Origin of the sequence: Actinomycetospora sp. NBC_00405 (assembly GCF_036044095.1) — a bacterium.
GTDB lineage: Bacteria > Actinomycetota > Actinomycetes > Mycobacteriales > Pseudonocardiaceae > Actinomycetospora > Actinomycetospora callitridis.
In genome coordinates this window covers 4,647,361-4,665,394 of the sequence record NZ_CP107938.1, presented here as the reverse complement: position 1 = coordinate 4,665,394, position 18,034 = coordinate 4,647,361, and the positions used below count along the sequence as shown (strand labels likewise).

The 18,034-nt window shown below is 73.5% G+C and carries 21 protein-coding genes and 1 riboswitch; of the genes, 7 read left to right on the top strand and 14 right to left on the bottom strand.

The features are described 5' to 3' along the window. Positions 1–10 precede the first annotated feature (10 nt). Complete coding sequence (locus OG774_RS23045; protein WP_328304696.1) at positions 11–334, bottom strand: TraR/DksA family transcriptional regulator; 324 nt, start codon at positions 332–334, stop codon at positions 11–13. Beyond that, positions 331–1,239, bottom strand: coding sequence for a diacylglycerol/lipid kinase family protein (locus tag OG774_RS23040; protein WP_328304694.1), 909 nt, complete (start codon positions 1,237–1,239; stop codon positions 331–333). Before OG774_RS23040 ends, OG774_RS23045 begins: the two co-directional genes overlap by 4 nt. A 77-nt stretch (positions 1,240–1,316) precedes the next feature. Between OG774_RS23040 and OG774_RS23035 the strand changes: the two genes are divergently transcribed. Further along, a complete protein-coding gene (locus OG774_RS23035; protein WP_328304692.1) occupies positions 1,317–2,027 on the top strand; it encodes a DsbA family protein in 711 nt (236 codons plus the stop codon). A 1-nt stretch (position 2,028) separates the two neighbouring features. Then, entirely contained in the window at positions 2,029–2,844 is an 816-nt protein-coding gene (locus tag OG774_RS23030) for a cytochrome c biogenesis CcdA family protein (protein ID WP_328304690.1), read from the top strand. A gap of 21 nt (positions 2,845–2,865) precedes the next feature. Here the strand turns inward: OG774_RS23030 and OG774_RS23025 are convergent, their stop codons facing one another. From OG774_RS23025 to OG774_RS23015, 3 genes are read right to left on the bottom strand one after another with little or no spacing between them, the layout of a single operon-like run. After that, positions 2,866–3,525, bottom strand: a complete 660-nt coding sequence (locus OG774_RS23025; protein WP_328304688.1) for an HAD family hydrolase — start codon at positions 3,523–3,525, stop codon at positions 2,866–2,868. 6 nt (positions 3,526–3,531) lie between these two features. After that, positions 3,532–3,999, bottom strand: coding sequence for a CinA family protein (locus OG774_RS23020; RefSeq protein ID WP_328304686.1), 468 nt, complete (start codon positions 3,997–3,999; stop codon positions 3,532–3,534). A 39-nt stretch (positions 4,000–4,038) separates the two neighbouring features. Further along, the gene (locus OG774_RS23015) at positions 4,039–6,405 is read right to left on the bottom strand and encodes a heavy metal translocating P-type ATPase (RefSeq protein WP_328304684.1); all 2,367 of its coding nucleotides are present in this window, start codon (positions 6,403–6,405) and stop codon (positions 4,039–4,041) included. Positions 6,406–6,669: 264 nt separating this feature from the next. Here OG774_RS23015 and OG774_RS23010 point away from each other — a divergent pair, with 264 nt between their 5' ends. Both OG774_RS23010 and OG774_RS23005 read left to right on the top strand, forming a co-directional pair. Then, the gene (locus tag OG774_RS23010) at positions 6,670–6,879 is read left to right on the top strand and encodes a CsbD family protein (protein WP_328304682.1); all 210 of its coding nucleotides are present in this window, start codon (positions 6,670–6,672) and stop codon (positions 6,877–6,879) included. Positions 6,880–7,031: 152 nt separating this feature from the next. After that, complete coding sequence (locus OG774_RS23005; RefSeq protein WP_328304680.1) at positions 7,032–7,295, top strand: hypothetical protein; 264 nt, start codon at positions 7,032–7,034, stop codon at positions 7,293–7,295. A 21-nt stretch (positions 7,296–7,316) separates the two neighbouring features. Here OG774_RS23005 and OG774_RS23000 read toward each other — a convergent pair whose 3' ends face one another. Both OG774_RS23000 and OG774_RS22995 read right to left on the bottom strand, forming a co-directional pair. Further along, the gene (locus OG774_RS23000) at positions 7,317–7,631 is read right to left on the bottom strand and encodes a DMT family transporter (protein WP_328304678.1); all 315 of its coding nucleotides are present in this window, start codon (positions 7,629–7,631) and stop codon (positions 7,317–7,319) included. Between the two features lie 14 nt (positions 7,632–7,645). Beyond that, positions 7,646–7,718: riboswitch (guanidine-III (ykkC-III) riboswitch) on the bottom strand. Positions 7,719–7,787: 69 nt separating this feature from the next. Continuing rightward, positions 7,788–8,180, bottom strand: a complete 393-nt coding sequence (locus tag OG774_RS22995) for a VOC family protein (RefSeq protein ID WP_328304676.1) — start codon at positions 8,178–8,180, stop codon at positions 7,788–7,790. Positions 8,181–8,360: 180 nt separating this feature from the next. Between OG774_RS22995 and OG774_RS22990 the strand changes: the two genes are divergently transcribed. Further along, positions 8,361–9,005, top strand: coding sequence for a thermonuclease family protein (locus tag OG774_RS22990; protein WP_328304674.1), 645 nt, complete (start codon positions 8,361–8,363; stop codon positions 9,003–9,005). 133 nt (positions 9,006–9,138) lie between these two features. On the opposite strand, the gene OG774_RS22985 is transcribed toward OG774_RS22990, so the two are convergent. The 4 genes from OG774_RS22985 to OG774_RS22970 all read right to left on the bottom strand — a co-directional run bounded on the left by OG774_RS22985 (position 9,139) and on the right by OG774_RS22970 (position 13,042). Beyond that, on the bottom strand, positions 9,139–10,065 hold the full coding sequence (locus tag OG774_RS22985; protein WP_328304672.1) for a DUF5996 family protein: 927 nt from the start codon (positions 10,063–10,065) through the stop codon (positions 9,139–9,141). 37 nt (positions 10,066–10,102) lie between these two features. Next, positions 10,103–11,323 (bottom strand): NAD(P)/FAD-dependent oxidoreductase, encoded by a 1,221-nt coding sequence (locus tag OG774_RS22980; RefSeq protein WP_328304670.1) that lies wholly within the window; start codon positions 11,321–11,323, stop codon positions 10,103–10,105. A 17-nt stretch (positions 11,324–11,340) separates the two neighbouring features. Next, positions 11,341–12,273: an acyl-ACP desaturase gene (locus tag OG774_RS22975; RefSeq protein WP_328304668.1), complete on the bottom strand. Its 933-nt coding sequence runs from the start codon at positions 12,271–12,273 to the stop codon at positions 11,341–11,343. 91 nt (positions 12,274–12,364) lie between these two features. Further along, positions 12,365–13,042, bottom strand: a complete 678-nt coding sequence (locus tag OG774_RS22970; RefSeq protein ID WP_442873906.1) for a TioE family transcriptional regulator — start codon at positions 13,040–13,042, stop codon at positions 12,365–12,367. Positions 13,043–13,139: 97 nt separating this feature from the next. Here OG774_RS22970 and OG774_RS22965 point away from each other — a divergent pair, with 97 nt between their 5' ends. Further along, positions 13,140–14,321 (top strand): erythromycin esterase family protein, encoded by a 1,182-nt coding sequence (locus OG774_RS22965; RefSeq protein WP_328304664.1) that lies wholly within the window; start codon positions 13,140–13,142, stop codon positions 14,319–14,321. Positions 14,322–14,342: 21 nt separating this feature from the next. Here the strand turns inward: OG774_RS22965 and OG774_RS22960 are convergent, their stop codons facing one another. The 3 genes from OG774_RS22960 to OG774_RS22950 form a co-directional block, all read right to left on the bottom strand. Next, positions 14,343–15,599: a serine hydrolase domain-containing protein gene (locus OG774_RS22960; RefSeq protein WP_328304662.1), complete on the bottom strand. Its 1,257-nt coding sequence runs from the start codon at positions 15,597–15,599 to the stop codon at positions 14,343–14,345. 166 nt (positions 15,600–15,765) lie between these two features. Then, positions 15,766–16,500 (bottom strand): spermidine synthase, encoded by a 735-nt coding sequence (locus tag OG774_RS22955; RefSeq protein WP_328304660.1) that lies wholly within the window; start codon positions 16,498–16,500, stop codon positions 15,766–15,768. Positions 16,501–16,581: 81 nt separating this feature from the next. Beyond that, positions 16,582–17,295 (bottom strand): GAF and ANTAR domain-containing protein, encoded by a 714-nt coding sequence (locus OG774_RS22950; protein WP_328304658.1) that lies wholly within the window; start codon positions 17,293–17,295, stop codon positions 16,582–16,584. A gap of 148 nt (positions 17,296–17,443) precedes the next feature. Between OG774_RS22950 and OG774_RS22945 the strand changes: the two genes are divergently transcribed. Further along, the gene (locus OG774_RS22945; RefSeq protein WP_328304656.1) at positions 17,444–18,028 is read left to right on the top strand and encodes an NADPH-dependent FMN reductase; all 585 of its coding nucleotides are present in this window, start codon (positions 17,444–17,446) and stop codon (positions 18,026–18,028) included. The last annotated feature ends 6 nt before the right edge of the window (positions 18,029–18,034 follow it).

Sequence of the window (18,034 nt, the reverse complement as noted above, 5' to 3'; positions counted from 1 at the left end):
GGAACTTCGCTCACGTACAGGTGACGCACGTGCGCGCGGCGGTGCGGGCCTCGAGGCGCTCGGGGGCGATGGGGCGTCCACACCGCTCGCACACTCCGTAGGTCCCGGCGGCCTCCCGCGCCCGGGCCGCGGCGAGCTCGTCGAGGTCGCGGCGCGCCCCCGCGAGCAGCGCGGCCGCCTGCGCCCGCTCGTAGGCGATCGTCTGGCCCTCGGGGTCGTGCTCGTCGTCCCCGGAGCTCGCCGACGCGGTCTCGACGATGCCGGCGAGCTGGGCCGTCAGCGCCGCGATGCGCGCCCGCGCCTCGGTCTCGGCCTCGTCGAGCGGACCGGTCATACGACCGTCGCCAGGGCTCCCGGCGCGATCGTCACGGTGACCCCGCGGTCGGCGGGGAGGTCGAGCACCTCGCCGTCGATCTGCACCGGCATCGGCTTGAGGGTGGTGAACGCGAACCGGTCGGTGTGGGGCTGGGGCCCCAGTCCGCGCACGGCCGCCCGCACGGCGAAGGCCAGCAGACGCAGCCGCGACCGGTGCGGCAGCGTGATCACCTCGAACTGCCCGTCGGCCGGGTCGCCGTCGGAGAGCGTCGCGTACTTCGCCATCTCGGGGATGTTGGCGAGGATGAGGCTGTCGAAGCGCCGCGGCCCCTCCCCCTCGACGTCGACCGCGAAGGGCTTGAAGCGGGAGAACGCCCGGAGCGTGGTGATCACTTCGCGGATCGACCCCTTGCCCCCGCGCTCGATCTCGAGCGCGACGGTGGGCGTGATCCCGAGGCCGAAGTAGGAGTGCGCCCAGCGCGGCCCCTCCTCGCCGGCGATCTCGATGCGCATCAGGTCGAGCCGACGCACGTCGCCCCCGGCGATGGCCTCCACCAGCGGGCGCTCGCGCGTGGCGCGGCGGTGGTCGTTGGCGTTGCCGGCCGCGTGCACGGCGGTGACGGCCGCGGAGGTGGTGCCGTCGCCCGCGGCCATGACGCCCTCGACGACCTCGTGGTAGCCGCCGTCGCCGCTGACCGACACCACGAGCACGCGGCCCACGCGGGCCTCCTGCTCGGCGATGACCCGCGCGTGCCCCGCGTACTCGGTGGGGACGGCGACCACCTCGAGGTGCGGCGCGGCATCCGCCAGCTCGGACCTCGCGCGCACCGCGCGCTGCGGGCCGTCGCCCGTGCTCTCCGGGTTGTAGACGAGCACCACCCGCTCGTAGGCGGGCACCGGGGACGGTTCGGACGGCAGGGCCACACGCCGAGGATACGGCGCGGACACCGACGGACGGCGCAGCGCGCGCGGCCGCGTGCCCATCATGGGACGGTCGGACGATGAGCACCGGCCCCGGCACGCGCCGCCGCGCCGTGATCGGCGGCGTCATCGCCCTCGTCGTGCTCGCCGTGCTGGGCGTGCCGCTGCTGCTCGGGACGGGGACGCCCCAGCCGACGTCCCGGCCCGGCGAGGTCACCCGCGACCCGCAGGCGCAGGCCCGTCTCGACGTCCCGCGCCGGGAGGCCGGCGACCCGCTCGCGCTCGGCCGCCCGGACGCCCCGGTCGTCATGGCCGAGTGGGGCGACTTCCAGTGCCCCTTCTGCCGGCTCTTCGCGACGACGACCGAGCCCGAGCTGATCCGCCGGTACGTCGACGCCGGCCTGGTGCGCATCGAGTGGCACGACTTCGCCTACCTCGGCCCCGAGTCGGTGCTCGCCGCCCGCGCGGCGCGGGCGGCGGCCCGCCAGGACCGCTTCTGGGACTTCCACGCCGCGCTCTACCGCGACCAGCCGGCGGAGAACCGGGGCGGGTTCACCGAGGCCTCGCTCGCCGCGACGGCCGCGGGACTGGGGCTCGACGTCGACCGCTTCCGCCGCGACGCCGCCGACCCGGCGATCGCCGACGCCGTCACCGCCGACCAGGAGCTGGGCACGCGGCTCGGTGTGGGCGGCGTGCCGAGCTTCGTCGTCGGCGACCGGCTGGTCTTCGGCGCGCAGCCGCTGCCGACGTTCACCGCCGCTCTCGACGACGCGCTGGCCCGGTCCCGCTGACGTGCTCGACATCGGCTACCTCGCCGCCTTCGCGGGCGGGGTGCTCGCGCTGCTCAGCCCGTGCAGCGCGCTGCTGCTGCCCTCGTTCCTCGCCTACGCCGTCGCCGGACGCACCGAGCTCCTCGCGCGCACCGGCGTGTTCACCCTCGGGCTGCTCGTCGTGCTCGTGCCGCTCGGCGCGGGCTCGTCGGCGCTGACGGGGCTGCTGACCGGGCACCGCGCGACGGTCGTGCTCGTCGCCGGGCTCGTGGTCATCGCGCTCGGCGTCGCCCAGATCCTCGGCGGCGGGTGGGCGTTCGCCCCCGCGGCGCGCGCCCAGCAGGGCCTCGCCCGCCGCGGGACCTGGCTGGCGACGGCCGGGCTCGGCGCGGTCTACGGGCTGGCCGGCTTCTGCTCCGGGCCCATCCTCGGCGCGGTGCTCACGGTCGCCGCGGCGAGCGGGCAGCCCCTGCGCGGCGCGGCCCTGCTCGCGGTCTACGCGGTGGGGATGACCGTGCCCGCGTTCGTCCTCGCCGCGCTCTGGGTGCGCTTCGACCTCGGACGACGCCGCTGGCTGCGCGGTCGCGAGTTCCGGGTCGGCCCGCTGCGGCTGCACACCACGTCGACGATCTCGGGGCTGCTGTTCGTCGGGATCGGCGTGCTCTTCCTGGTCGCCGACGGCACGGCCGGGCTGGTCGGTGCCGATCCCGCGACGTCCGCCCGCGCGGAGGACGCCGTCGCCGGCCTCGGCGCCCGGGTGCCCGACGGGCTGCTGCTCGTCGTCCTGGCGCTGGTGGTGGTCGCAGTGACCGTCTGGCGTGTGCGCCGGGCGCGGTAGATCAGGGCATCCATCGGTAGGTCAGCGCATCGCCAGCACGTGCTCGACCGCCTCGGGCAGCGTCGCGACGGCCGGGGCGACCGTGCGCAGGTCGGCCACGTGGTGGGTGGAGTGCTCGGCGACGAGCACGCAGGCGCTGCCGACCGCGGCGGTCGCCGCGGCGTCGTCGAGGGTGTCGCCGACCAGCACCACGCGGGCCGGGTCGAGGCCGAGCGCGTCGAGGTGGGTGGCCAGGGCCTCGGCCTTGCTGCGGCCGTCGTGGTGGTGGTCGCCGTCGACGCGGGCGAACCAGTCGTGCAGGCCGCGCCGTCCGAGCGTCGCGTGGAGCTCGTCGTGGGCGAGCATGCTCAGCACCGACTGGCCGAGCCCGGCGTCCGCGAACCGCTCGAGTGCCTCGGTCGCGCCCGTGGCCAGCGGCAGGCCCGGCTCGACGCCCAGGTAGTGCGACCCGAAGGCGACGTTGGCCCGCGCCCACTCCGCGTCGTCCACGGGACGTCCGACGAGGTCGGTGTAGAAGTCCCGCAGCGGCCGTCGGAACGTCGACCGGTACTGCTCCAGGTCGAGGTCCGGCTCGACGCCCATCACCGCCAGGCTCGCCGCCGTGGCGTCGACGACGGCGTGCACGTCGGCGAGCAACGTGCCGTTCCAGTCCCAGATGACGTGCTCGACCACGTCACCCATGATCCGTCACTCGCCGAGGTGATCCAGCAGCGCCTGCAGGGAGCGCTCGCGGGTGCACCGCAGGACCTCCTGCGGATCGTCGGTCCCGAACTGCTCGACCCATGCCTGGGTCTCACCCCGGTCGTCGACCGCGAACCAGACGGTGCCCGGGGGCTGGTCGTCCTGGGGCTCGGGCCCGCCCGCGCCGCTGACCGCGAGCGTCAGGTCGGCGCCGAGCATCCCCGCGGCCTTCTCGGCCATCGTCCGCACCGCGGGCTCCGACACCACCGGGCCGTCGGGCACGCCCAGTGCCCCGTGCTTGGTGGTGCGGTCGTACGCCACGACGCCGCCGCGGAACCACTCGCTCGAGCCCGGCGACGCGGCGAGGTCACTGCACACCAGTCCACCGGTCAACGACTCGACGACCGCCAAACGACGTCCGTCCCGCGATGCCGCCTTCGACACCGACTCCGCCAGCTCCTCCGGATCCGCCATGCACGGGGCCTTGCCGATCTCCCGCGGACGGAAACGCCGTCAGGGTGTGAAGCGCCGCAGCCGCAGGCTGTTGCCGACGACGAAGACGCTCGACAGCGCCATCGTCACGCCGGCGATCATCGGGTTCAGCAGCCCGGCGACGGCCAGCGGGAGCGCCGCGACGTTGTAGGCGAAGGCCCAGAACAGGTTGCCGCGGATCGTGGAGAGCGTGCGGCGGGCCAGGCGCAGGGCGACGGGCACGGCGCGCAGGTCGTCGCGGACGAGGGTGACGTCGCCGGCCTCGATGGCCATGGCGGTGCCGGTCCCCATGGCCACGCCGAGGTCGGCCTGCGCGAGGGCCGCGGCGTCGTTGACGCCGTCGCCGACCATCGCGACGGTCGCGCCGCCCTCCTGGAGGCGGCGGACCTCGTCGGCCTTCTCGGTGGGCAGGACCTCGGCGACGACGTCGGCGGCGTCGATGCCCACCTCGGCGGCGACGGCGCGGGCCGCGGCGGGGTTGTCGCCGGTGAGAAGCACGGGACGCAGACCGCTCGCCCGCATCTGGGCGACGGCTTCCTTCGAGCCCTCGCGCACCCCGTCGGCGACCGCGAGCACCGCGCGGGCCCGCAGGACGCCGTTCTCGTCGTCCCAGGCAACCAGCACCGTCGTCGCCCCGTGGTCGGCGGCGTCGTCGAACGCGCACTGCAGGTCGGCGGGGACGTCGACGCCGCGCTCGACGAACAGGCGGTGGCGCCCGGCGAGCACCCGCACGCCGTCGACGGTCCCGACGACGCCGAGCCCGTCGAGCGGCGCGACGTCGGCGACCTCGGCGGTCGTGGACCCGACCTCGTCCCGGGCCGCCGCCGCGATCGCCCGGGCCACCGGGTGCTCGAGGCGCGCCTCGAGGGCACCGGCGCGGGCGAGCACCTCGTCGCGGCGGACGCCGTCCGTCGTGCGCAGCGTCTGCAGGGTCATCCGGCCCGTGGTCACGGTGCCCGTCTTGTCCAGCACGATCGTGTCGACCCGTCGCGTCGACTCGAGGACCTCGGGCCCCCGCAGCAGGATGCCGAGCTGGGCACCGCGGCCGGTGGCGACGGCGAGGGCGGTCGGCGTGGCGAGGCCGAGTGCGCAGGGGCAGGCCACGACGAGCACGGCCATCCCGGCCGCGACCGCGAAGCCCCAGCCGGCGCCCGAGGCGCCCCAGAAGAGCAGGGTGTTGATCGCGACCAGGATCACGACCGGCACGAACCACGCGGAGATGCGGTCGGCGAGCCGCTGGATCGCGGTCTTGCCGGCCTGCGCCTCCTCGACGCGTCGCGCCATCCGGGCCCACTGCGTGTCCCCCGCGGCGCGGGTGGTCTCGACGACGAGGCGCGCGGTCTCGTTGCGCGTGCCGGCGAGGACCTCGGTGCCGGGCTCGACGTCGACGGGCGCGGACTCGCCGGTCATGGCGCCGGCGTCGACGGTCGACCGTCCCTCCACCACGCGACCGTCCAGCGGGAAGGGCTCGCCGGCGGCCACCGCGATGCGGTCACCTGGCTGCACGCCGTCGACCGGCACCGGCAGTTCACGGTCACCGACGACCACCCGGGCCTCGGTGGCGGGCGGCGCCATGAGCGACGACGACACCCCGAGCGCACGGCGTCGTCCGCGGAGCTCGATCCAGCGTCCCAGCAGCGCCGCGGTGGTGATGGCGGCCGCGGCCTCCAGGTAGACCGTCCGCGAGCCGTCGAACTGGTCGGGCCGCGGGATGAGGTAGAGGGCGTGGCGCATGCCCCCCAGCCCGGCGCCGCCGAAGAAGAGGGTCCACAGCGACCAGCCGAACGCGGCGAGCGTGCCCACCGAGACGAGCGTGTCCATCGTCGCCGAGAGGTGGCGCAGGTGGCGCAACGCCGCCCGGTGGAACCGGTAGCCGCCCCAGATCACAACGGGCGCGGTGAGCACCAGGCAGAACCACTGCCAGTACCGGAACTGCCAGTCGGGGTTCATCGCGACCGCCATCACCGGCAGCGTCAGCGCGAGGCAGACGAGGGCACGGTGGCGCAGCTCGGAGAGCTCGGGGTCCGGCGCGTCCTCGGCCCCGGGTACTGCGGCGGTCGACGTCGTGGTGGGGCGCGCCGCGCTCTCGGGAGCGGTCCGCGGCGCGGGGACACCACCGCCGGCGCGTACCAGCGGCGGCGCCGCCGTCGCACCGAACCCGAGGGTCCGGACGGCCGCGACGAGCTCGTCGGTGTCCTGCTCCGGGGGGTGGGTGACGCGGGCGCGGCCCGTGGCGTAGTTGACGCTGGCCTCGACGCCCGGCAAGCGTCCGAGCTTGCGCTGGATGCGTGCGGCGCACGTCCCGCAGGTCATGCCGGTGACGGCGAGCTCGGTCGTCACCGTCTCCGCGCTCGCCGCTGTCGTGCTGTCCGCGACATCGGTCGCCACGCCGCCACCTCCTGCTCGTCGCCGGGGATCGACGGCGCGACGTTAGGGGGCGGTCACGCCGCGGCCGCCGGAGCTGAGAGCGCCTGAGGACCCGTCCGCCGACCGCCGATTCGGAAGGGACGAGCGGTCGCTCCCGACGCCCGCTCGGCGGCTGAGATACACCCGATCGGATCAACCGCTGTCTCAGCCGCTCCGTGTGTGCGGCGAGGTGATGAGCGGGTAGGTCCGTCGACGACCGTGCACCGTTCATCCAGGAGGCACCGCATGGCCGAGGACACGTCCGCCGAGGACCTCAAGGGCCGCGCCAAGGAAGCCGTCGGCGCCGTCACGGGCCAGGACGACTGGGCCCGCGAGGGCAAGGAGCAGCAGAAGAAGGCCGACGCCGAGGACACCGCTCGGGAGAAGGAGGCGGAGGCGCAGAAGGCCCGCGCCGAGGCCGACAAGAAGGACGCCGACCAGAAGAAGCACCAGTAGCTCCCCACACACTCCGCACGGCCCCGGACCGGCCACCGGTGGGTCCGGGGCCGTCATGTGTCAGGCCGTGACCGGCGCCGGACGCACTGCGTAACGAACTTCGCCTTCCGATCGATCACCATCCGTCACACAGGGTTGGCGAGGGAGCAGCGATGATGGTGCCCGTGGTGCTGGGGGTCGTGGCGATGGGTCTCGCCCTCGCCTGGGAGCTGCGGTTCGTCGCGCTCTGGCTCCTCGTGCGGGCCGTCGACGCGGTCGAGGGCGCCGACGGCACGGGCCGCCGGCAGTACCGCGACTTCCGCCGCGTCGTCACCGAGCAGGGTCTCGCCGGCGTCGACCTCGCCTGGCTGGCGAGCGGCGACGACGACCGTTCCGACGTCGCCGACCGCGCGGACTGGCAGCTGCGCAGCGCCTGAGCGCGTCCACTGACGCGTGCGTCAGTGGACGAGCTTGAGCCCGACCACGCTGCCGACGATCGCCACCAGGAAGACGATCTTCAGCGCGGAGATCGACTCATCGCCCGTGGCCATGGCGTAGGCGACGGTGAGCACGGCGCCGATCCCGACCCACACCGCGTACGACGTCCCCACCGGCAGGCTGCGCATCGCGTAGGCCAGGCCGACCATGCTGAGCAGGATCGCCACACCGAACGTGATCGACGGTCCGAGCCGGGAGAAGGCCTCCGACCTGCCCAGCGCCGTGGCCCACACGGCCTCGAGCACACCGGAGACGACGAGAACGATCCATGCCACGACGAGCCTCGCTGCGGTCGCCGTCTTGTCGCGGTCTGGGTACGGCGCCCCTCGTCCAGGTCGCTCCCGATGATCGGGGAACGCCTTCCGAGGATCGCAACGGGTGCGTGAGCTCGGCAAGGTGGACGACGGTGCGTTGCGTCTCCACGGTGCGGCTCAGACGACCGCGGCCATCCAGAGGTGGCCGTCGGGGTCGGTGAACGTGCTCTGGTACCCCCACCCCGGGTCGCCCGGCTCGACCTTCACCGCGGTGCCGGCCGACCGCACGCGCTCGGTGACGGCGTCGACCTCGGCAGGCGTGGCCACGCCGAGGGCGAGGAGGCACTCGCTCACACCGTCCGGGGCCACCTCGTGGTCCGCGCTGACGAAGCCGAAGCCGTCGCGGGGAATGAGCATGAGCGTCACGTCGGGGCCGAGGGCGAACTGGAGCGGCTCGGGCAGGCCGTCGTCCGCGATCTCGCTGCCGACGGTCTCGAGGTCGAGCACCCGGCGGTAGAAGTCGTGGGCGACCCGGCGGTCCTGCACCGGCAGCGCGACGGTGAACGGCATTCCCGCAGCCTCCCACCGATCTGCCCGATCCCACGAGCGGGTGACGACGTAACAATTCCGACCCACCGGACGAGAACACCGTCGACGGACCGGCCGGAAACGCCCGCGACAACGCGGAAGCGGCCGCCGCAGTTCCGTCACATCCACGCTCGTGCGTTCTGTCGTCGGGGGGACATTCCGGTGTCGAAGAAGGGCTGGGCCATCGGCGTCGTCGCGTTCCTCGCGATCGTCGGCTCGTGCAGCGACGAGGAGACGACCTCGACGACGGCGCCGGCCCCTGTCGCGGCGCCTGCCAGCTCGTCCCCGTACGTCGCACCCGTGGCGGCGCCGACCACGTCGGCCGCGCCCGCGGGGGTCGCCGTGACACGGGTGATCGACGGGGACACCTTCGAGATCGCCGGCGGACAGCGGGTGCGCGTCCTCGGGATCGACTCGTGCGAGATCGGCACCTACGGCGGCACCCAGGCGAAGCAGTCCGCCGAGATCGCGCTCGACGGGGAGTCCGTGGTCCTCGAGCAGGAGCCCGGCGTCGACCGCGACCGCTACGGCCGCCTTCTGCGCTACGTCTCGACCGGCTACGGCAGCGACTTCGGCGAGTCCATGGTCGTCCAGACCCACACCGGCGCCGCCCGGGGCGACAGCGACGCCTCCGACGCGCGGCTCGCCGACCTCCGCGAGCGGGACTACGGCGGTCGCGACTGCTCGCAGCCGGACGACACGCCCCGCACCACCGAGTACGACGTCGACGTGGATGTCGACGACGACGTCAACCTCCCCGACGGAGCCCTCACCGGCGGCTACTGCGCCCGCAAGTGGTGGTGCTGACCCGAGCCAGGCTGGGTCACGCCGACGAGTGACGGCTCGCACGCGGGCTCAACCGCGGCGGGCGCCACCGGGGACGCCACGAGCGCGACGGTCGGCGTCGCGGACCCCGGGCCGCGCCCCGAGCTCCGGTGGGCTACATCCCCGCCGACGAGTGCGACTCGGTCCGCTCGAGGGCGTCGCGGTCCCACTGCGCGTTGTCGGCGGCGGCCTCGTAGGTGCTCTGCAGGAACTCGAGCAGGTACCGGTCCGGATCCGCCGCCCGGCGGACGACCTCGTAAGGCAGCAGGAACTGCTGGGCGGCATCGACCCAGGCCGCCTCGGCCGGGGCGACCGGGTGCTCGCGGAACCCGGGCGGCTCCGGGTACGCGTAGGCGTAGAAGGCGCCCTCCTCGCCGTAGCCCGGCCAGAAGCCGGCGCTGCTGAGCTCGTGCGAGTAGCCCTCGACCATGACCCAGTCCGCGCAGTTCGGGGCGCCGCCGGGGTGCGGCGGTGCGGTGCGGCCCGAGAACCGCGTGCACGCCATGTCCAGCCCGCCCCAGAAGAAGTGGACCGGGCTGACCTTGCCGATGAAGCGCGACCGGAACTCGGTGAGCACCCGCTGGGCGTTGACGAGCTGGCCCCAGAACGCCCGCCCGTGCGCCGGCTCGTAGGTGGTGTGCTCGTGGTCGGACTCGAACGGGATCGCCCGCACCACCTCGGTGGGCGTGGTGCGGATCGTGACGTCCACGCCCAGCTCGCCCAGCGCGGCCATGGTCTCGGCGTAGAAGTCGGCGACGGGCCGGCTCGTGAGCGGCACGAAGCGCTGCCCGCCGGTGCTCGTCCGCAGGTCCAGCCGGTGCTCGACGAAGTCGAACTCCATATCGAAGGCGCCGTGGGCGTACGGCATCGACGACGTCGTCAGGCCGCGCGCCGAGACGTAGAGCGGGACCTGCCACCAGTGGTTGACCATCGGCTCCGAGACCATCCGGATCTTCCCGACGATCTGGGTCCACATGTGCAGCGTGTCGCGGGTGTCCGCCCAGTCGGCGACCCGGAGGGCCGGCCACAGCTCCGTACTCATTCCTCCATTCATAGCCGGACGAGCACGCCGCCGTCGATCACAGGTCGGACAGCGGGACCCCGGGGTCGGCGAGCCGGGCGGTGTCGAGCGTCGTGCCGGACCGGATGAGCCGCTCGATGTCGTCGGTGACGTCCCAGATGTTGACGTTCATGCCCGCGAGCAGCCGCCCTTCGCGCAGCCAGAACGCGATGAACTCGCGGCCGGCGAGGTCGCCGCGGACGACCACCTCGACGTCCTCGTCGCCCACGTCGACGTGGCCGGTGTACTCCATGCCGAGGTCGTACTGGTCGGTGAAGAAGTAGGGCAGCCGGTCCCAGCCCGCGGCGTTCTCGTCGATCATCGCCGCCGCCGCGACCGGCCCGCTGTTCTGGGCGGTCGCCCAGTGCTCGACGCGGATCTGTCGACCGAGGGCCGGGTGGTGGATGCTCGCGATGTCCCCTGCGGCGTAGATGTGGGGATCGCTGCTGCGCAGGTGCTCGTCGACCCGGACGCCGTCGTCCACCTGCAGACCCGCACTCTCGGCGAGCCCGGTGTTCGGGGCCGCGCCGATGCCGACGACGACCGCGTCCGCCTCGACGAGCGAGCCGTCGCCCAGGCGGACGCCCACGACGGCGCCGTCCTTGCCCACGATCTCGGTGACCTGCACGCCGGTACGCAGGTCGACGCCGGGCTCGCGGTGCAGGCCGGCGAACACCTCGGCGATCTCCGGGCCCAGCACGCCCAGCAGGGGCGCGTCGGCGGCCTCGAGCACCGCCACCTCCACGTCGGCGATCCGCGCCGCCGCGGTCACCTCGAGGCCGATCCAGCCCCCGCCGATCACGGCGATCCGCCCCGCCCGCCGAAGTAGGATCTTGAGGCCGTCGCTGTCGTCGAGGTAGCGGAGGTAGTGCACGCCCTCCAGCTCGGCGCCCGGCACCCGCAGGTGCCGTGGCGACGACCCGGTCGCGAGCAGCAGGGCGTCGTAGCCCACGCGGGCGCCGTCGTCGAGGACGACCTCGGAGGCGTCGCGGTCGATCGCGGTGACGGTCGCGCCGAGGCGCAGGTCGACGTCGTGGTCCCGGTACCAGTCGGCCGGGTGCACGAAGACCTCGTCGCGCTCCGACGATCCCTGGAGGTACTCCTTCGAGAGCGGGGGGCGCTCGTAGGGCCGGTGCTGCTCGGCGCCGATCAGCACCACCGGGCCCTCGTACCCGCCCTCGCGGAGGGCCTCCGCGGCCCGGGCACCGGCCAGGCCGGCCCCGACGATCACGTACGTCATGTGGCTCCTCCTGTTCGTCAGCCCGACTTGGCGGCGTGGCGCTCCCGCGTCCTCGCCCGCTGCTCCTCGAACCGCGTGGCCTGGGCGTCGATCCTGGCGAGGAACGCGGAGAGCTCCGTCCGGGCCTTCTCGCCCTCGGCGTCGAGATCCTCGAGCTCGAACACCTTCCAGTGGCGCAGCAGGGGCCAGACCACCTCGTCGTGGTGCACGCGCAGGTCGTAGATGCCGGCCTGGGCGATCTGCACGGCCTTGCGGGTGAAGCCCGGGATGATCGCCCCCGGCATCGCGAAGTGGACCACCTCGTCGGTGATCGCGCGCATGGTGGCGTTCGGCGCGAAGTCGAGGGCCGCCTTCGTCAGGTTCCGGTAGAAGACCATGTGCAGGTTCTCGTCGGTGGACACCCGCGTCAGCAGCTTCTCCGCGATGGGGTCCCCGGCGAACTTGCCGGTGTTGCGGTGCGAGACACGCGTCGCGAGCTCCTGGAAGGAGACGTAGGCGAGCACGTTGAGGATCGGCTTCTCCGCGGAGTCGTAGCCGGTCTGCATCACCTGCATCCGCGCCTGCTCGAGCTCGTCCGGGTCGACGCCGCGGGTCACGAGGAGGTAGTCGCGGATGCAGAAGGCGTGACGGCCCTCCTCGGCGGTCCACCGGTGCACCCAGGTCCCCCAGGCGCCGTCGCGGCCGAACGCCCGCTCGATCTCGCGGTGGTAGCTGGGCAGGTTGTCCTCGGTGAGGAGGTTGACCTCGAGCGCCGTCCGCGCGATCGGCGACAACGCCGACTGCTCGGGGTTCCAGGCCTCTCCCCCGAGGTCGGCGAAGTCACGGCCGAGGCTCCAGGGCACGTACTCGTGCGGCATCCAGTCCTTCGCCATCTCGAGGTGCCGGTCGAGGTTCTCGGTGACGGCGGGCTCGAGATCGAGGAGCAGGCGCGTGCTGTCCGTGGTGGTCATGGTGTCCACTCTCAGCCGCGGTGTCGTCGGCCACTCTGTGCGTGCGCACGGCTCCCGCAGACTACCGGGCCGGGCGACCCTCAGATGATCATCAGCGCTCGCGCTCGCGGAGATAGGCCTCCAGCTCGGCGGCCCCGCTCAGCATCGCCCGGCCCCGGGCGGCGAGCCGTGCGTGCCAGTCGCCCAGGGCGGCCTCCAGCGGCTCGAGCCCGCCGGCCGCCCGGACCTGCGCGATCAGCGGAGCGATCTGCTCCAGCAGGTAGCCGCCCCGGCGGAGCTGGTGGGCCATCCGGACGTCCCGGACGTCGGCGTCGTCGTAGACGCGGTAGCCGGTCCGCGGATCACGGCGCGGGACGACGAGCCCGGCCCGCTCCCACGTGCGCAGCGTGGCGGGTCGCAGCCCGATCTTGTGCGCCAGCGGCCCGATGAAGATGCCGCCGGGCTCGGGCGCCGCGACGGGCCCCAGGTCGCGCAGGGCCCGCTCGACGGCCCGGAGGGTGCGGCGGTCGTCGAGGAGCTGGGCGTGGCCCTCGTCGACCAGGCGGAAGGCCTCCTCGGTCGCTCCCTCGTTGACCGCCCGCATGATCGACGTCGCCGCCCGGTGGCCGTTCCCGGGAACGAGGGCGAGGAACGCGCGCAGGGCCGCCGCGTGCACCGGGGTGTAGACCCGGTAACCGTGCGCCGTGCGGGCGGCGGGCGGGAGGCTGCCGGCGTCCTCGTAGTTCCGGACGGCCTGGGTGGACAGGCCGTGCCGACGCGCAAGGTCCACCGGCCGGAGCTTCCCGGTGCTTTGAGGGTTTCGCTCCACTGTCCTCCCAAAAGCGCGTCGAAGTTTCCATGGACGGTTCAACGATAGCGTTGAGGAGGTGACTGCTGACATCACCGACATCGCCCGACCCGTCGACGCCCGGGCCGTCATGGGGCTGCTCCCCGGTCGGCCGCGAGTACTCGCCCTGGGCGAACCGACCCACGGCGAGGACGCGCTCCTCGACCTGCGCAACGCGCTGTTCCGCCAGCTCGTCGAGCAGGAGGGCTACCGGACCCTCGCGATCGAGAGCGACTGCCTGAAGGGCCTGCTCGTGGACGACCACGTCACCTCGGGGGCGGGCAGCCTCGACGACGTCATGGAGCACGGGTTCAGCCACGGCTTCGGCGCGTCCGCGGCGAACCGGGAGCTCGTCCGCTGGATGCGGGCCCACAACGACGGGCGGCCCGCCTCCGAGCGGCTCCGTTTCGCCGGGGTCGACGGGCCGCTGGAGATCAGCGGGGCGGCGAGCCCCCGGCAGGCCCTCACGCCCCTTCACGGCTACCTCGCCGCGCACGGGGACGAGGGCCTGCTCCCGTGTCCTCCGGCGACGCTGGACGACCTGCTCGGCACCGACGACCGGTGGACGAACCCCGCCGTGATGTGGGAGCCGGCCGAGTCCGTCGGACGGTCCGCCGAGGCCCGGGAACTGCGGCTGATCGCCGACGATCTCGTGTCGTTGCTCGACGAGCAGACGCCGCACCTGCTCGCGGCGACCTCCCGGGACGAGTGGGAGCGGGCACGCCTCCACGCCCGCACCGCCGTGGGTCTGCTGCGCTACCACCACGGCATGGCCGACACCTCGCCGAGCCGGATGCCGCGGCTGCTGGGCGTGCGGGACCAGATGATGGCCGACAACGTCCTCGCCGCCGCCGAGCGGGGCCCGACGCTGGTCTTCGCCCACAACGCCCACCTGCAGCGGGAGAAGAGCTCGATGCGGATGGGTGACCTGCCCGTCGCGTGGTGGAGCGCCGGCGCGCTCGTGGGGGCCCGCCTCGGCGAGGACTACGCGTTCCTGGCCACGGCGCTCGGCACGATCCGGCACCAGGGCGTCGACGACCCGCCGCCGGACACCCTCGAGGGGCGGCTGTCCGCGCTACCGGAGAGCCCCGTCCTCGTCGACCCGCGACAGCTGCCGACCGGCGCCACGCCCCGTGTCTCGCCCTGGTTCGGCTACGCCCCGCTGGACCCGGCGCACCTGGGCTCGATGGACGGGGTCGTGTTCTTCCGGGACGTCGGCTGACGGCGGTCAGCCCGCCGAGCATCACCCCGGTGGCAGCTCGTAGACCTGGTCGGCCACCTTCGTCAGCAACACGTTCGCCGTCTGCCGGCCGTCGAGCCCCACCGTCAGGTTGCTCCAGATCACGATCGTCACCTGGTTGACCGGGTCGTGGCCGGCGAAGCCGTTGTAGCCCGGCATCTCGCCGAAGTGGAAGTAGAGGGGGACGTTCGGCGCGAGGATCTGCCGCTCGATGCCCAGCCCGTACTGCGTCGCGCCCGGCTGCGCCGGATCGGCGGGCTGCGGGCTGTCCAGCCACTGCCGCTGGAGGTCGGCGCCGAACACCCGGCCGCCGACCAGCGCCCGCATCCAGGTCGCGAGGTCGTCGGCGGTCGAGATGGCTCCGCCGGCCGCCGTGGCGTAGGACGAGTTCTGGTGGGTGTAGTCGACGGGCGCCAGGGTGCCTGCCCGGGCCGCGGCCACCATCTCGGGCGGGTAGGGCGTCTCCACGAGGGCGTACTCGGAGCCGCCGTACATGTAGCCACGGGAGAAGGGTTCGGGGATCGAGGTGTCCGTGGTCGCCGGGAGGCTGGTCTGGGCCAGGCCCTGCGGGGCGTACAGGCGGTCCTGGAACGCCTGGTCCAGCGGCCTGCCGTCGACCCTCTCGATGATGAGGCCGAGGAGGGCGTAGTTGGTGTTGCTGTAGTCGTAGTCGGCGCCGGGCGGGAACAACGGGGGGTACCGGAAGGCGATGTCCAGCACCTCCTGAGGCGTCCAGATCTTCGCCGGGTCGGCGTCGAGGGTGTCCGCGAAGCCGGGGTCGTTCGTGTAGCCGTACAGGCCGCTGCGCATCGTCAGCAGCTGGGCGACGGTGATGTTCTCGCCGTTCGGCACCCCCGGGACGTACGCCGACACGGGATCGGTGAGCCGCAGCTTCCCCTCCTGCGCCAGCAGCAGCGTCACCGCGGAGGTCATCGTCTTGGTGATCGAGGCGATGCGGACGTGGGTGCCGCCCGTGGGCGCCACCTGCGCACCCCGCTGCGTCGTCCCGGCGGCGGCCGTGAACTCACCCTGCGGGGTGCGGACCTCCACCACCGCGCCGGGGATCATCAGCTCTGCGGCGGTCGCCTCGACCATGGACGTGAGGGCGGCGGGATCGATCGTCTTCACCACGCCCGACCCGGTCGACGGCGTCGCCGCGGCTGCCGCGGTGGGTGCCGCCGCTCCGTTCGCCGAGCAGCCGGCGAGCACCAGGACCAGGCAGGCCGCCAGCCCGAGGACACGACCTCGCAGGGGAGGCACGGGCCGAGCGTCAGCGCGCATGTCCTGCTCCCGCCCTGGGCACCGACATCGTCGTCGGATGCGACGAGGTTGGCGCAAGATCCGGCATGGTCACCAGCCGCTGACCGGCCGAGCCACCGCACGTAGGGGCGTCGCGACGCAGAGACAGTTGTCGGGAGCCTGCTCGTCAGGGCCGAGCGGCGACGCCGGCCGTATTCGCGACGTAGACCGTGTGGGCCGCCTCGCGGTCCTGCAGCGGGTTGGGGAAGCGGACGACGTGCGCCTCGGCGGTCGCGAAGGCGTCGGCCAGCAGCGCGGTGAACTCGTCGTCGGGCGGGTCGTTGGACCAGAGCGCGAACACCCCGCCGGGCCGCAGACGCGCGGCCACGCGGGCCAACCCGTCCGGGCCGTAGAACTCGGCGTGGGCGGGATCGAGGACGTGCCTCGGCGAGTGGTCGATGTCCACCACGATCGCGTGGAAGAGACGGTCGGGAGCGGACACGTCGAACCCCGACGGGGACCGGAGCATCCCGAAGAAGTCGCCGTGCACCAGCGTGCACCGCTCGTCGGAGATCAACGACGCGGCGGCGGGCACCAGGTCCCGCCGGTGCCACTCGATCACCTCGGCGAGCGCGTCGACGACGACCAGGCGGCCGACCCTCGGGTCCGCGAGCACCGTCTGCGCCGTGTAGCCCAGCCCGAGTCCACCCACGACCACGTCGAGGTCGGTCCCCGACACCTCCGCCAGGGCGAGACGCGCCATCTCCACCTCGGCGACGGTGAACATGCTCGACATCAGGAAATCGTCGCCGAGCTTGACCTCGAAGATGTCGACGTCGGACGCGGGGAGCCGCCGCCGACGCAGCACGAGCTCACCCATCGACGTCGTCCGCCAGTCGAGCTCCTCGAAGCGAGCGCTCATCGACACCCACCCCGACTCGGTCCGGCTGGTCCGGACACCGCCCGCACCGTAGCCGTGCGCTCCTCGGTCTCGCCCTCGCTCTCAGCCGAGGTCGAGCGAGCGGTCGAGTACGGCCCGGGCGACGTCCGTCAGCGGCCGCTGCCGGCTGCGGGCATGACCGCGGAGCCGGGTGAAGGCCGTGCCCAGGTCGAGAGCGTGGCGCGCGGCGAGGAAGCCCTTGGCCTGCTCGATGACCACCCGGCTCGTCAGTGCCTGCTCCAGCTGCTGGTTGACGGTCTCGACGTTCACCTGGGCCCGGCGGTGCAGGATGCCGATCGCCGCGGCCGTGCCCAGGAAGTGGGCGATCCGCTGGTCGGCGGCCGGTACGGGCCCGGGCTCGCGACGGAACAGGTTGAGGCCACCGACGACCTCGGCGTGCAGCGCCACCGGCTCGGCGTGGGCGGCGCGGTAGCCCTCCGCCCGAGCCTGGCGGACGAAGGCGGGCCAACGATCCACGTCGTCGTCCAGATCGGCGGAATGCACCGTTCCGCTCGCGCGTACGGCGTCGAGGCAGGGGCCTTCCTTGACCAGGATCTGCAGGTTCTCGAGGTTCTCGCTGCCGCCGTGGGTGGCGGCGACGGGGACCAGCCGGCCCTGCTCGTCGACCAGCAGCACCCCGGCCGCGTCGACGTCGAGCAGTTCGACGCACGCCGTCGTGAGCGTGTACAGCAGGTCGGCGACGTCGAACCCGTCGCTCAAGGTGTCGGTGAGGGCCACGACGACCTCGGCGACGAGCTCGTCCCTCGGGGAGCTCATGGGAGCAAGTATGACCCGGGCGGGCGGACGCGGGACGTCCAGCACCGCTCTCGTGGCCCGGGACGGCCGGCGTGCCCCGTGGCGGTCCTCCGTGGATCATCACGGTCGACCCCGATCCGAGGACCACCGAGAGGACCGGTGAGGCACGATGAAGCTGTTGGCGGTCTCGGGCAGCCCCTCGTCACCCTCGAAGACGGTGCTGGCGCTGTCGGTCGCGCTCGCGCGGGGCGCCGAGCACGACGACGTGCACACCGACCTGCTGGATCTGCGCGAGCAGGAACTGGTGTTCAGCGACGGGCGCGACCCGGCCGACTACACCGGGGCCAGCCGGAGGGCGATCGACGACGTGGTCGCCGCCGACGCGCTCCTCGTCGGCACCCCGATGTACCGCGGCGGGTACACCGGTCGGCTGAAGAACCTGTTCGACCTGCTCCCGAACGACGCGCTGGCCGGCAAGCCGGTGGGCCTGGTGGCCACCGGCGGCACCGATCACCACTTCCTGGCGCTCGAGCACGAGCTCAAGCCGCTCGTCGGCTTCTTCCGGGCCTGGGCCGTCCCCGGAGCCGTGTACGCCAACAACACGCACTTCTCGGCGGGCGAGCTCGTCGACCGGGACGTCCGGAACCGGCTGCACGACCTCGCGGACACCGTCGTGACCTTCGCTCGGCACATGCCCACCCTCGCGGGCGCCGCCGCGCCGGACATCCCCCGCAAGTCCGCCGCGGAGGCCTGACAGGCG